The 13,130-nt window shown below is 75.1% G+C and carries 12 protein-coding genes; 8 read left to right on the forward strand and 4 right to left on the reverse strand.

The annotated features are described in order from the left end of the window. Positions 1 to 11 precede the first annotated feature (11 nt). Positions 12 to 1,745, reverse strand: a complete 1,734-nt coding sequence (locus tag LY71_RS12755; RefSeq protein ID WP_170121338.1) for a GAF domain-containing SpoIIE family protein phosphatase — start codon at positions 1,743 to 1,745, stop codon at positions 12 to 14. 170 nt (positions 1,746 to 1,915) lie between these two features. On the opposite strand from LY71_RS12755, the gene LY71_RS24150 reads away from it, so the two are divergent. Further along, on the forward strand, positions 1,916 to 2,362 hold the full coding sequence (locus LY71_RS24150) for an ATP-binding protein (RefSeq protein ID WP_245887865.1): 447 nt from the start codon (positions 1,916 to 1,918) through the stop codon (positions 2,360 to 2,362). Between the two features lie 5 nt (positions 2,363 to 2,367). Here the strand turns inward: LY71_RS24150 and LY71_RS12765 are convergent, their stop codons facing one another. Beyond that, on the reverse strand, positions 2,368 to 3,771 hold the full coding sequence (locus tag LY71_RS12765) for an amino acid permease (protein WP_106278054.1): 1,404 nt from the start codon (positions 3,769 to 3,771) through the stop codon (positions 2,368 to 2,370). A gap of 183 nt (positions 3,772 to 3,954) precedes the next feature. On the opposite strand from LY71_RS12765, the gene LY71_RS12770 reads away from it, so the two are divergent. The 7 genes from LY71_RS12770 (at position 3,955) to LY71_RS12800 (ending at position 10,820) form a co-directional block, all read left to right on the forward strand. Continuing rightward, positions 3,955 to 4,719 (forward strand): SDR family oxidoreductase, encoded by a 765-nt coding sequence (locus tag LY71_RS12770; protein WP_106278057.1) that lies wholly within the window; start codon positions 3,955 to 3,957, stop codon positions 4,717 to 4,719. A gap of 10 nt (positions 4,720 to 4,729) precedes the next feature. Continuing rightward, positions 4,730 to 5,533 carry a TIM barrel protein gene (locus LY71_RS12775; RefSeq protein ID WP_106278059.1) on the forward strand — a complete coding sequence of 268 codons (804 nt, stop codon included), beginning with the start codon at positions 4,730 to 4,732 and terminating at the stop codon, positions 5,531 to 5,533. A 229-nt stretch (positions 5,534 to 5,762) separates the two neighbouring features. Beyond that, positions 5,763 to 6,422: a GntR family transcriptional regulator gene (locus tag LY71_RS12780; protein WP_211297316.1), complete on the forward strand. Its 660-nt coding sequence runs from the start codon at positions 5,763 to 5,765 to the stop codon at positions 6,420 to 6,422. A gap of 220 nt (positions 6,423 to 6,642) precedes the next feature. Further along, positions 6,643 to 8,067 carry an MFS transporter gene (locus LY71_RS12785; protein WP_106278061.1) on the forward strand — a complete coding sequence of 475 codons (1,425 nt, stop codon included), beginning with the start codon at positions 6,643 to 6,645 and terminating at the stop codon, positions 8,065 to 8,067. A 26-nt stretch (positions 8,068 to 8,093) separates the two neighbouring features. Then, on the forward strand, positions 8,094 to 8,984 hold the full coding sequence (locus LY71_RS12790; RefSeq protein WP_211297317.1) for a transketolase: 891 nt from the start codon (positions 8,094 to 8,096) through the stop codon (positions 8,982 to 8,984). Then, on the forward strand, positions 8,981 to 10,024 hold the full coding sequence (locus LY71_RS12795; protein WP_106278063.1) for a transketolase family protein: 1,044 nt from the start codon (positions 8,981 to 8,983) through the stop codon (positions 10,022 to 10,024). The genes LY71_RS12790 and LY71_RS12795 overlap by 4 nt, the downstream gene beginning before the upstream one ends. A 34-nt stretch (positions 10,025 to 10,058) precedes the next feature. Beyond that, the gene (locus LY71_RS12800) at positions 10,059 to 10,820 is read left to right on the forward strand and encodes an SDR family NAD(P)-dependent oxidoreductase (RefSeq protein WP_106278065.1); all 762 of its coding nucleotides are present in this window, start codon (positions 10,059 to 10,061) and stop codon (positions 10,818 to 10,820) included. 115 nt (positions 10,821 to 10,935) lie between these two features. On the opposite strand, the gene LY71_RS12805 is transcribed toward LY71_RS12800, so the two are convergent. Next, the gene (locus LY71_RS12805; RefSeq protein ID WP_170121339.1) at positions 10,936 to 12,396 is read right to left on the reverse strand and encodes a sodium:solute symporter family protein; all 1,461 of its coding nucleotides are present in this window, start codon (positions 12,394 to 12,396) and stop codon (positions 10,936 to 10,938) included. 22 nt (positions 12,397 to 12,418) lie between these two features. Then, the gene (locus tag LY71_RS12810; protein WP_106278067.1) at positions 12,419 to 12,997 is read right to left on the reverse strand and encodes an MBL fold metallo-hydrolase; all 579 of its coding nucleotides are present in this window, start codon (positions 12,995 to 12,997) and stop codon (positions 12,419 to 12,421) included. Positions 12,998 to 13,130 lie beyond the last annotated feature (133 nt).

Below are 13,130 nucleotides of genomic sequence, written 5' to 3' on the forward strand. Positions count from 1 at the left end.
GGACGGCGGACTCATCGGTCCCCCCCGCCCGCCGGCGCGGTGCGGACGGCGAGGACGGCGATGTCGTCGTCGGCCCGGGCGCCGAGCCGCTGGAGGAGCAGGTCGCACAGCTCGGCGAGCCCGAGCCCGCCCGGCGCCAGCTCGGCGGCCACCTCCGCCAGGCGGTCCAGGCCGGCGTCGAGGTCCTCGCCGCGCCGCTCGACCAGCCCGTCGGTGTAGAGCAGCACGGTCGCGCCCGGCGGCAGGGCGGCGGTGTGGTCCCGGCGGACCGGGCCGGCGCCGTCCAGGTCGAGCCCGAGGACCGGGTCGGGGCTGGTCTCGAGCGAGGACACCGCGCCGTCGGGGGCGAGCAGGAGCGGCGGCAGGTGCCCGGCCGAGGACCAGACGAGCTGCCGGCCGTCGTCGGACACCTGGGCGACGAGCGCGGTGGCGAAGACGGCGGCGTCGAGCGCGCCGGTGGCCGCGTCGACGGCGTCCAACACGGCCGCCGGCGAGCGGGACCCGTCGTGACCGGCCACCCGGACCATCGTGCGCAGCTGGCCCATCAGCGTCGCCGCGTGGATGTCGTGCCCCGCGACGTCGCCGATGACCAGCCGGGTGGTGCCCGCCCGGTCCCGGTAGGCGTCGTACCAGTCGCCGCCCACGACCTGCGCGTTGCCGGCCGGCACGTAGCGGGCGACGACCTCCAGGCCGGGGAACCGGGGGAGCGCGGTGGGCAGCAGGGCCCGCTGCAGGTGGGTGGACAGGCTCCGCTCGTGGTCGTAGGACAGCGCGCGGTCCAGCGCGAGCGCCGCCCGCTCGGCCACCGCCTCGGCCACCTCGACGTCGTCCGGGCCGAAGGGCGCCCGCCGCGACGTCCGGACCAGGGTGAGCACGCCGAGCAGCTCGCCGCGAGCCCGCAGCGCCACGCTGATCTCGCTGGCGGCGTCGAAGCGGTCCCGCAGCGCGCGCTGGCCCTCGGACAGCCCGTCCAGGTGGTCGAGGTCGGGCAGCAGCTCGGTGGCGCCGGTGACGAGGACGCGCCCGGCCCCGTGCCGGTCGCCGCGCCGGCGGGTGAGCACGCCCGCCAGGGCCGCCAGGGGAGGCTGCCGCTCGCGGCTGCGGTGCTCCGCGGCCTGCACGCGCAGCGCCCCGTTCTCCTCGACGGAGGAGACGACGGCGAGGTCGGCGAGCACGGGGAGGGCGACGCGGGCGATCGTGGCCCAGCTGTCGGCGAGGCCGGCGCCGACGGGCAGCACGTCGCCGATGCGGGACAGGAACTGCGAGCGCGCGCGGGCCGCCTCGGCGTCCACCGCCAGCGCCCGCAGCGCGACCTCCTGCGACGCGACGTCGGCGAGCCGGCCGAGCACCTCGACGTCCCGCGCGGTCCAGGCGCGTGCCGCGGTGTCGGCGGCGCACAGCACGCCGGCCACCCGGCCGTCGGGGGCGCGCACCGGGAACCCCGCCCAGGCGAGCACCCCGGTGCGGGCGACGGGGTCCTCACGTCCCCGCTCGTCGGCCCGGACGTCGTCGAGCACCAGCGGGCGGCCCGTGCCGACGACGGCGCGGCAGAGCGGGTCCGGCACCGTGTCGTGCGGCGCGGCACCGGTGACGGTGACCGCGGCGAGCGGCGCGCCGGTCAGCAGCCGGACCAGCGCCGCCAGCCGGTCCCGGCTCGAGCCGGCGCCGTCGTCCGCGGTCGCGACCTCGTCCGGCCGGGCGGGGGAGCGGACCCCGCCCGGGTGCCCGCCCGATCCGTTGTGCACGAGCCGATCATGCCAGGCCGACCGGTGGGGGCCGGTTGCGCGGGCCGAGCGCGGGTACGAGTTCTCGGTCGGGCCTGTAGCAGGACGGGCCGGCCGGACCCCGCACGCCGGTGCGCCCCGGGGCCGCCGAGCCCGCCTGCTCGGCCGAGACCGGACACCGAGGGGACGACGTGCGCGACGAGATCTGGTCACACCGCTCGGCGCCGGCAGCGTGCGCCGCGGACGTCCTGTGGCAGTGCGCCCCGGCCACCGCGTCGGAGCTGACCGACTCCCGCGCCCGGTTGCGGGAGCGGCTGGCCGACGGCGGACCCGCGGCACCCGGCGAGGAGCGGCTCGACCTGCTGATGCTGGCCTACGAGGAGCTGGGCTCCAACGCGCTGCGGCACGGCCTGCCACCGGTGGAGATCACGGTGACGCTGTCGTGCGGCACCTGGGTACTCGACGTCAGCGACGGCGCGCCGGGGCGGGAGCCCACCCCGGCGGTCGACCGCGACCCCGCCGCCGGCGGCCTGGGCCTGCACCTCGTCGCGCGGCTCGCGGCGGCGCACGGCTGGGACAGCCACGACGGGCGCAAGCACGTGTGGGCCTGCATCGACGCCGTCCCCGACGGGGACTGACCCGCTCAGCGTCGCGCCGCGCGCTCCCCGACGTCCTGCCCGGCCGGCGCCACCGGACCGGCGGCCCGGCGCCGGACGACGTAGGCGACGAGCACCAGCGCCCAGGCCAGCAGGCTCAGCACCAGCTGCGAGCGGGTGTCGTCGCGCACCGCCATCTGCACGAGCACCGCGACGATCGCCAGCGCCGTCAGCACGGTGAGCACCGGGTAGAACCACATCTTCACCTTCAGGCTCTCCGCCGGGACCATCCGCCGCAGCCGCAGCTGCGACAGGCAGATGAGCAGGTAGACGAAGAGGATCACCGCGCCGGAGGAGTTGAGCAGGAACAGGAAGACGGTGTCCGGCGAGACGTAGGCGGCGACCACGCACAGGAAGCCGACGACGGTGGAGGTGAGGATCGCCCAGGTGGGCACGCCGCGCCCGCTCAGCGCCAGCATCCGCTGCGGCGCCTCGCGCCGGCCGGCCAGCACGAAGAGCATGCGCGAGGCGGTGTAGAGGCCGGAGTTCAGGCAGGAGAGCACCGCGGTCAGCACGACGACGTTCATGATGTCGGCCGCCGCGGGGATGCCGATCGTCTCCATGGCCGCGACGTACGGCGACTCCCCGAGCTCGGTCGAGTCCCACGGCAGGATCGTGGCCAGCAGGAAGATCGAGCCGACGTAGAAGACCGAGATCCGCAGGACGACGGAGTTGGTGGCCCGCGCGATGCCCCGCTCCGGCTCGTCGGACTCCGCGGCGGCGATGGTGGCGATCTCGGCCCCCACCATCGAGAAGATCACGATGACGATGCCGCCGAACAGGGCCCCGACCCCGTTGGGGAACAGCCCGCCGTGCTCGGTGAGGTTGGAGAGGTCCAGGTCGCGGCCCGGCCACAGGCCCAGGACGAACAGCGAGCCCAGCGCGAGGAACACCACGATCGCGGCGACCTTGATCCCGGCGAACCAGTACTCGAACTCGCCGTAGGAGGTGACCGAGAACAGGTTCGTGGCGGTCATCAGCACCATGAGCGCGAGCGCCATCAGCCACAGCGGGACGTCGGGCAGCCAGCGCTGCAGGATGCCGGCGCCGGCCACGGCCTCGAAGCCGACGACGATGACCCAGAAGTACCAGTACAGCCAGCCGACGCTGAAGCCCGCCCAGCCCCCGAGCGCCCGCCGGGCGTAGTCGGCGAACGACCCGGTCGAGGGGTTGGCCACCGCCATCTCCCCGAGCATCCGCATCACCAGGACGATGAGCACCCCGGTGAGCGCGTAGGTCAGGAACGCGGCGGGACCGACCTCGGCGATGATCGCCCCGGACCCCACGAACAGGCCCGCGCCGATGACACCCCCGATCGCGATCATCGTCAGGTGCCGCTGGCGGAGACCCTTGTGCAGGTCTCCGGGGTCGGTGACGGGGCCGTGGGCCATGTCCGCTCCTCTCCTCCGGGGACGGGGCCGCGGGAGGGGTCGGTGACCGGGCCGCTGCTCGGCCAGGCAGCATCCTGCTGCGGCGTCCGGGGGCTCGCCACCGCACGGCCCCCGGGCCCGGGAGTGTCGGCGGCCGGTCCGGTCTCGGTGGTCGGCGGGCCGGTCGCCCACCACGATGGGCCCGTGGACGACCTCGCACCCCCGGCCGCAGCCCCCCGCACCGCGGTGGTGACCGGCGCCGGCACCGGGCTCGGCCGGGCCATCACCCGGGCGCTGCTGGCCGACGGGTGGGCCGTGGCCCTGCTCGGGCGGCGCCGCGAGGCCCTCGAGGAGACGGCGCGGGACGCCGCGCACGCGCTCGTGCTGCCCGCCGACGTCGCCGACGAGCAGCAGGTCGACGCCGCGTTCGCCGCCGTCCGCGACGCCTGGGGCCGCCTCGACCTGCTGGTCAACAACGCCGGGACGTTCGGCCCGTCGGGCGGGGTGGACGAGGTCGACGTCGCGGACTGGCGGGCGACGGTCGAGGTCAACGTGACCGGCGTCTTCCTGTGCGCCCGCGCGGCGGTGCGCCTGATGAAGGCGCAGGACCCGCCGGGCGGGCGGATCGTCAACAACGGCTCGATCTCCGCGCACGTGCCGCGGCCGGGCAGCGTCGCCTACACCGCCACCAAGCACGCCGTCACCGGCCTGACGAAGGCGATCGCGCTCGACGGCCGCGCGCACCGGATCGCCTGCGGGCAGGTCGACGTCGGCAACGCCGCCACCGAGATGACGTCGGGCATCGCCACCGGCGCCCGCCAGGCCGACGGCTCGGTGCGGCCCGAGCCCACCTTCGACCCCGCACACGTCGCCGACGCGGTGGTGCAGATGGCCCGGCTGCCGCTGGAGGTCAGCGTCCCGTTCACCACGATGCTGGCCACCGGCATGCCCTACCTCGGGCGCGGCTGAGGCGACGCCGGTGCGCTTCGCGGTCAACACCTCGATCCTCTTCGGCGACCTGCCGCTGGAGCGCCGCCCGGCCGCCGCGCGGGAGGCGGGGTTCACCGCCGTGGAGTCGTGGTGGCCCTTCGGCGCCGTCGTCCCCGGCGACCGCGAGGTCGAGGCCTTCGCCCGGTCGGTCGAGGACGCCGGGGTGCGGCTGGTCGCGCTCAACTTCCCCGCCGGTGCCATGGCCGACGGCGAGCGCGGGCTGGTGTCGGTGCCGGGCCGGGAGGCGCAGTGGGGCGACGCGGTCGCGGCGACCGTCGGCGTGGGCGAGCGGCTGGGGGTGCGGCTGTTCAACGCGCTGTACGGCAACCGGGTCGAGGGCGCCGACCCCGCCGCGCAGGACGCCCTCGCCGTCGAGCACCTGGCCCTGGCCGGCCGGGCGGCGGCGCGCATCGGCGGCACGGTGCTCCTCGAGCCGCTCAGCGCCGCGCCGCGCTACCCGCTGCGGACGGCGGAGGACGCGCTCGCCGTCGTCGACCGGGTGGCGGGGGAGGCCGGCGTGCGCGACCTCGGCCTGCTGCTGGACCTCTACCACCTGGCGGTCAACGGCGCGGACCTCGACCGGGAGGTCGCCGTCCACGGACCGCGGGCCGCGCACGTGCAGGTGGCCGACGCGCCGGGGCGCGGTCCGCTGGGCTCCGGCGCGCTCGGCCTCGAGCGGCACCTGCGCCGGCTGGAGGAGGACGGCTACGCCGGCTGGGTGGCGCTCGAGCACCTGCCCGGGGAGGGCGACCCGTTCGCCTGGCTGCCGCGCGAGCAGCGCGCCGCGGGCTGACCGGGGCCGCGGTCCGTCCGGTGCGCGAGGTGTGCCCGTGTCGCGGACGGGGACGTCCCCGGCGCGCGGCGTGTGCACCTGGCGCGGACCGCGGGCGACCGGTCCTCCCGGGCACCTCTCCGGTGTCGAGACACCCGGCGGGTGCGACCCGCCCGGGTGAGCCGCTGTCGACTGTCGCCAGTCCACACCGGGCCGCCGGTAGGATGAGGGCCGACGAGGAGGCTGGTCCGTGAGCGTGGAGTCACTGTCGGCCCTGGACCGCAGCACCCTGCGGGAGCGGTCCCTGGAGGCCCTGCGGGCGGCGATCCTCTCCGGGCGCTACCGCCCCGGCGACCACCTCGGGGAGGTCGAGCTGGCGGGGTCGCTCGGGGTCAGCCGCGGCACGGTCCGCGAGGCCCTGCGCCACCTGCAGCAGGAGGGCCTGGTCACCGCCGGCACCCGCGGCATGCTGCGGGTCAACAGCCTGACCCCCGCGGAGGTCCACGAGCTGTTCCGGGTCCGCGCCGCGCTCGAGGCGCTGGCCGTCCGGGAGGTCGTCGCCTCGCCCCGGCGCGAGGCGGCCGCCGCCGCGCTGCGCGAGGCCGTCGAGCAGCTGTCCGACGAGGCCGACCCCGCGGCGCGCATGGAGGCCGACCTGGCCTTCCACCTGCAGCTGTGCCGGCTGTCGGGCAACTCCATGCTGGTCGAGGCCTGGCAGCGCCTGGAGGGGCGCATGCGGGTCGCGATCCTGAACGGGGCCGACTGGCAGGCGCCGATGATGGCCCGCGAGCGGCACGTGCCGATCGTCGAGGCGATCGAGCGCGGGGACGCCGAGGCCGCCGTCCGCGTCGTCGACGACCACATGAGCGACGCCGCCGAGCACTTCGCCGCGGCCTCCCGCCCGGCCTGACGTCCCCGCGCCGGGGGCGACCCCGGTCGCGACGTCCTCCGCCGGGACGACCGGAGGGCGGGCGCGCCGTCGTCCATCCGTGCTCCGACCTGCACGGACGCGGGTGCCGCTCGCTCGACCCTTGACACGGTGACCCGGGCCACTCACTCTAGTCGCCAGTTGACTGTTAACAGTCAACGACCAACGGGGATCCGACACCCACCGCCCACTGGAGGTCATCGTGACCGAGCGGCACCCACCCGTCCGCGACGGCCACCTCGAGGAGGTCGCCGCCTGGCACCCGATCGAGGGGACGCCGGAGAAGAAGAAGGTCGCCATCGGCTGCTCCGTCGGGGCGACGATCGAGACCTACGACTTCATCGGCTTCGGCATCGCCGCGGCGCTGTACTTCAACACCGCCTTCTTCCCCGCCGACGACCCGCTGTCGGGCACCCTGCTGTCCTTCGCCACGCTCGGCATCGGGTTCGCGGTCCGCCCGCTCGGCGGGATCATCGGCGGCTACCTCGGTGACAAGATCGGCCGCAAGCCGGTCCTCGTCGGCTCCCTGCTGCTCATGGGGATCGCGACGGTGCTCATCGGCGCCCTGCCCACCTACGAGCAGGTCGGCGTCTGGGCCGGGGTCCTGCTGGTCCTCGTCCGGGTCGTGCAGGGGCTCGCGTTCGGCGCGGAGTGGGGCGGCGCCATCCTCATGTGCTTCGAGCACGCCCCCTGGCGCAGGAAGGGCCTCTACACCGGCATCACCCAGGCCGGCTTCCCCGTCGGCCTGCTGCTGGCCAACCTCGCCTTCCTGATCAGCGTCCCGCTGGGCGGCACGTGGGCGTGGCGGGTGCCGTTCCTGCTGTCGGCCGTGCTGATCGTCGTCGGCATCGTCATCCGGCTGAAGGTCGAGGAGTCCCCGGAGTTCGAGGAGCTCAAGGAGGAGGGCGAGCTCTCCAGGAACCCGCTCCTCGAGGTGCTCCGCGACGACTGGCGCAACATCCTGCGGGCCTTCTGCCTGCGGATCACCGAGACCGCCGGCTACGCGGTGTCGGTCACCTTCATGCTGTCCTACGTCGCCGCCGAGGGGCTGGCCGACCGCTCGGTCACCCTGACCGCGACGATGGTCGCGGCCGCCCTCGGCATCGCCGCCACCACGGCCTGGGGCGCGCTCACCGACCGCATCGGGCGGCGCCCGGTCTACCTGCTGGGCACCGCGCTGCACCTGCTGTGGGGCATCCCGCTGTTCCTCGTGGTCAACACCGGCGCCGCCGTCGCGATCGTCGTCGCCTTCGTCGTCAGCTACGCGGTCCTGCAGAACTGCCTGGCCGGCGTGCAGGGCGCCTGGTTCTCCGAGCTGTTCGCGACCAAGACCCGCACGACGGGCGCCTCGCTGGCCTACCAGCTGTCGGCTGTCGTCTCCGGCTTCACCCCGCTCATCACCACCGCGCTCTACGCCGGCTACGGCTGGATCGGCCCGGCGCTGCTGTTCAGCGGCTACGGCCTGCTCGGCCTGGTCGCCGCCCTGCTCACCCGGGAGACCTGGGGCCGCGCCCAGCGCGACGACGTCGCCGCGCTCGAGCGCGCCCTCGCCACCCGGTCGGGCGTCCCCACCCCGCGCTCCGGGACCCCCGAGCGCCACACCACGGCCGCCTCGGCGACCGACTGACCCCCGACGACGACGAGGAGGACACCATGACCTCGCTGACCACACCGACACCGACCACACCGGAGGCCGCGCCCCGCACCGGGGACCGCGCCGAGCGGATCGAGCGCATCCGCCGGGCCGCCCACCGCATCCGCCACAACGCCCTCGACATGGGGGAGGTGCAGGGGCAGGGCTACATCGGCCAGGCGCTCGGCGTGGCCGACGTGCTCGCCACCGTCTACACCGACCAGCTCCGCTTCCGCCCCGAGGACCCGCACTGGCCCGACCGGGACCGCTTCCTGCTCTCCATCGGCCACTACGCGATCGCGCTCTACGCGGCGCTCGCCGAGGCCGGGACCGTCCCGCTCGAGGAGCTGGAGACCTACGGCTCGGACGAGTCGCGGCTGCCGATGTCGGCCATGGCCTCCTACACCCCGGGCGTGGAGATCTCCGGCGGCTCGCTCGGCCACGGGCTGCCCGTGGCCACCGGGATGGCGCTCGGCCTGCGCCACCAGGGCAACGGGGCGCGGGTGCTGAACCTGCTCTCCGACGGCGAGCTCGACGAGGGATCGACCTGGGAGGCGGCCCTGGCCTGCGCCCACCACGGCCTGGACAACGTGACGGCGATCGTCGACGTCAACGCCCTGCAGGCCGACGGCCCCACCGCCGGCGTGCTGCGCACCGAGCCGGTCACCGACAAGTGGCGCGCCTTCGGCTGGCACGCCCTGCGCGTGGACGGCAACGACGTCGGCGCGCTCGTCGACGCCTTCGACGAGCTGCGCGCGCACCGCGGCTCGCCCTCGGTCCTCGTCTGCGACACCCGCATCGGGTGCGGCGTGCCGCTGCTCGAGAGCCGGGAGAAGGCCCACTTCATGCGGGTCGAGGAGCACGAGTGGCAGATCGCCCGCGACCAGCTCGAGGAAGGACTCCCCCGATGACCAGCACGACACCGAAGAAGCGGCTCACCACCTCGGCGATGATCGCCTCGTTCGCCGACCCCGGTCAGCGGACCACGAGCGCCCCCTTCGGGCACGCGCTCAACCGGCTCGCTGAGCAGCGGCCGGAGGTCGTCGGACTGTCGGCCGACCTCGCCAAGTACACCGACATGCACGTCTTCCGCGACGCCCACCCGGACCGCTTCTTCCAGATGGGCATGGCCGAGCAGTCGCTGCTCGGCGCGGCGGCCGGCATGGCCGAGGTCGGGCTGGTGCCCTTCGCCTCCACCTACTCGGTGTTCGCCACCCGGCGCGCCTACGACTTCCTCTGCCTCGACATCGCCGAGCCGGGCCTCAACGTCAACGTGGTGGGCGCGCTGCCCGGGCTCACCACCGGCTACGGGCCCAGCCACCAGGCCACCGAGGACCTCGCGATCCTGCGCGGCTGTCCCGGCCTGACCGTCGTCGACCCCTGCGACTCCGTCGACATCGAGCAGGCCGTCCCCGCGCTGGCCGACCACCCCGGCCCGACCTACCTGCGGCTGCTGCGCGGCGCGGTGCCGACGGTGCTCGACGAGTACGACTACCGGTTCGAGCTCGGGAAGGCCGCCGAGCTGCGCACCGGCCGCGACGTCGTGCTGATCTCGACCGGGCTGATGACGATGCGGGCGCTGCAGGCGGCGGCCCGGCTCGAGGCCGACCACGTCGACGTCGCCGTCCTGCACGTGCCGACCGTCAAGCCGCTGGACACCGAGGCGATCCTGCGCGCGGCCCGGACCGACCGGCTCGTCGTCACCCTGGAGAACCACACGGTCGTCGGCGGCCTGGCCGAGGCGGTCGCCTCGACGCTCGCCTTCGCCGGGGCGACCACCCGCGTGGTGCCGGTCGCGCTGCCCGACGAGTTCCTCGCCGCCGGCGCCCTGCCCACCCTGCACGACCGCTACGGCCTGTCCACCGACGCCGTCGTCGCCCGCGTCCGCGCCGAGCTCGGCGGCGCGACCGCACCCCGCTGGGTCTCCGAGCCCGCCCCCGCCACCGCCTGACCCCCACACCCCGAAGACATCCCGGAGGAACACCGTGACCGTCACCGACAAGACCGCCGTCGTCACCGGCGCCGCGTCCGCCCGCGGCATCGGCCGCGCCACCGCCCACGCCCTCGCCGCCGCCGGGTGGCACGTCGCCGTCCTCGACCTCAACGAGGCCGGTGCCAAGGAGGCCGCCCACGAGATCGCCGACCGGCACGGCGTGCAGGCCGTCGGCACCGCCTGCGACGTCACCGACGAGGCGTCGGTCGAGGGCGCCCTCGCCGTCCTCGACGCCGCGCTGCCCCCGGTCGGCGCGCTGGTCAACAACGCCGGCATCACCTCGCCCACGCCCTTCCTCGAGGTCAGCGGCGAGGAGTGGGACCGCATCTTCGCCGTCAACGTGCGCGGGTCGTTCAACGTGACCCGCCGCCTCGCGCCCGGCATGGCCGAGCGCGGCTTCGGCCGGATCGTGTTCCTGTCCTCGGTGTCGGCCGAGCGCGGCGGCGGCGTCTTCGGCGGGGTGGCCTACTCCGCCGCCAAGGCCGCCGAGCTCGGGTTCACCCGCGCGCTGGCCCGCGAGCTGGGGCCGCACGGCGTCACCGTCAACGCCGTCGCCCCGGGGCTGATCGACACCGACATCACCGGCGGCGCGCTGGAGGGCGAGCGCAAGGCCGCGCTGGTCGCCGGCATCCCGGTCGGCCGCAACGGCCGGGTCGAGGACGTCGCCGACCTCATCACCTACCTCTGCCGCGAGGAGACCGGGTACGTCACCGGCGCCACCTACGACGTCAACGGCGGCTCGCACATCTCCTGACGAAGGACCACCCTCCTCCCCACGCCTCGCACGCTCGGCGCGGGCCCCTGGAGGGCGGCCGTTCCAGCAGTCCCCTGCGCGGCCCGTCCCTCCGGGGGCGGGCCGCGCAGTCGGGTCAGGGGGTCGCGGACGGCGTCCGGGCCGTCTCCCGGCCGGTGAGCCGGCGGTCCCAGGTGGCCAGCACCTGCGGGTCGGTGGGCCGCGAGGCGAGGCTGCCGGCCAGGTAGCCGACCAGCGCCGCGGCCAGGCCGTAGTAGATCGGCTCGTTGGCGTAGATGTCGCCGACGACGACCATCGTCACCAGCGTGGCCACCGTGCCGGCGGCCATCGACACCAGCGCGCCGACGTTCGTCCCGCGCCGCCACACCAGGCCGCCCAGGATCGCCACCAGCAGGCCGCCGACGAGGATGTCGTAGGCGATGGTGAGCGCGGCGACGACGTCCTGCAGCACGCACGCGATCGCGATCATCACCACGCCGAAGCCGGCGACGTAGAACCGGTTGCTGCGCACGTGCTCGTGCTCGCTGCCGGCCTCCGGGTCGCGGCCCCGCAGGCGCGCCACGATGTCCTGGCTGAACACCGTGGCGGTGGCGATGAGCGCGCCGCTGGAGGTGGACATCACCGCGGCCAGGGCGGCGGCGAGCACCAACCCGGCCAGCAGCGCCGGCATGGTGGCCTCCACGACGGCGGCGAACGCGTCGTCGCGGGCGTCGAGCGCCGGCAGGACCACCCGCGCGGCCATGCCGATCACCGCGCCGGCTACGCCGTAGAGCAGGCAGTAGACGCCGGCGGCCGTGCCGGCCCAGCGCGCGACCCCCGGGCTGCGCGCGGTGAACACCCGCTGCCAGATGTCCTGCCCGATGAGCAGGCCGAAGGTGTAGACGACGAAGTAGGTCACGATCGTGCCGCCGCCGATCGTGGTCAGCGACAGGGCATCGGCGGGCAGGCCGTCGGCCAGCCCGCCGAACCCGCCGGCCTCCAGCACGACGACCGGCAGCAGGATCAGGAAGATCCCGACCGTCTTGACCACGAACTGGACGAAGTCGGTCAGCGTGATCGACCACATCCCGCCGAGCGTCGAGTACAGGACGACGACGGCGCCGCCGACGACGATCGACGGCACCCGCCCCAGGTCGAGCAGGGCGCCGAAGATGGTCGCGTAGGCGATCGTCGAGGTGACCGACAGCATCAGCGTGTAGCCGAACATCACCACGCCGGAGAGCACGCTCGACCCGGGGCCGTAGCGCAGCTCGAGCATCTGGCTGACGGTGTAGACGCCCAGGCGCTGGATGCGGCCGGCGAACAGCAGCGACAGCGCCAGGATGCCGGTGCCGATGGCGACCACCAGCCACATCCCCGACAGCCCGTACTCGTAGCCCAGCCCGACGCCGCCGATCGTGGAGGCGCCGCCGAGCACGATGGCGGCCATCGTCCCGGAGTAGAGCAGCGGGCCCAGCCGCCGCCCGGCCACCAGGAAGTCCGACTGGGTGGTCGCCCGGCGCTTCCCCCAGAAGCCGAAGGCGATCATGGCGGCCAGGTACAGGCCGACGACGGCCGTGTCCAGGTGGCTGTCCACTGCGGTCCTCCTCGGGGTCGGGTCAGCGCGGGGTGGCCCCGCTCGGGCGGAACGGCGCGCCGTGGCCGGGGACGACGAGGGTGGCCAGGCCCAGCACCCGCTCGCGCTGGCGGCGCAGCTCGTCGCGGTCGGGGGAGTAGGGATCGTCGGCCGGGCCCTCGCCGGTCCACCACAGGTGGGTCAGCGCGACCACGTCGTCGGCCGTGCCGACCAGGGTCGTGACGTCCTGCGGGGTGTGCCCGGGGGTGGCCAGCAGCCGCACCGACGGGGTGAGCTCGACGCCGTCGGCGGGGCGGCGGGTGAACACGTCGCCCTCGATCACCGACTGGAAGTCGTGCACCGGGACCACCGGGAACAGCGCCACGTTGAGCGTGTGATCGAGGTGGTGGTGGCTGACGACGACGTCGGTGACGTCCCCCGGCTCGACGCCGAGCTCGCGCAGCGGGCGCAGGATCAGCTCGCGGTCGGCGACCATCCCCGGGTCGACGACGACCACCCGGCCGGCGTCGCGGACCAGGCTCACCGTCCCGGCCACGTTCGGCAGGCGGGCGTAGCCCTCGACGAGCACGTCGACGCGGGCGCTGCGGGAGAGGTCGGCCACGCGGCGGACCGTAACAGCGCTGCTCACCCCGCACCGGTCCGCGCACCGGCCATGCGCGACGGTCATCGGGCGGGCTATTGGACAGCACCGCACCGGGAGGACGAGGCTGCCCGGGGAGCGGTCGCGTGGGAGG

It is taken from the genome of Geodermatophilus tzadiensis (assembly GCF_003002915.1).
GTDB lineage: Bacteria > Actinomycetota > Actinomycetes > Mycobacteriales > Geodermatophilaceae > Geodermatophilus > Geodermatophilus tzadiensis.

Coding starts and splice junctions, on each gene's coding strand:
- LY71_RS12790 (WP_211297317.1), top strand. CDS start 8,094: ATGACCTCGCTGACCACACCGACACCGACCACACCGGAGGCCGCGCCC.
- LY71_RS12795 (WP_106278063.1), top strand. CDS start 8,981: ATGACCAGCACGACACCGAAGAAGCGGCTCACCACCTCGGCGATGATC.
- LY71_RS12765 (WP_106278054.1), bottom strand. CDS start 3,771: ATGGCCCACGGCCCCGTCACCGACCCCGGAGACCTGCACAAGGGTCTC.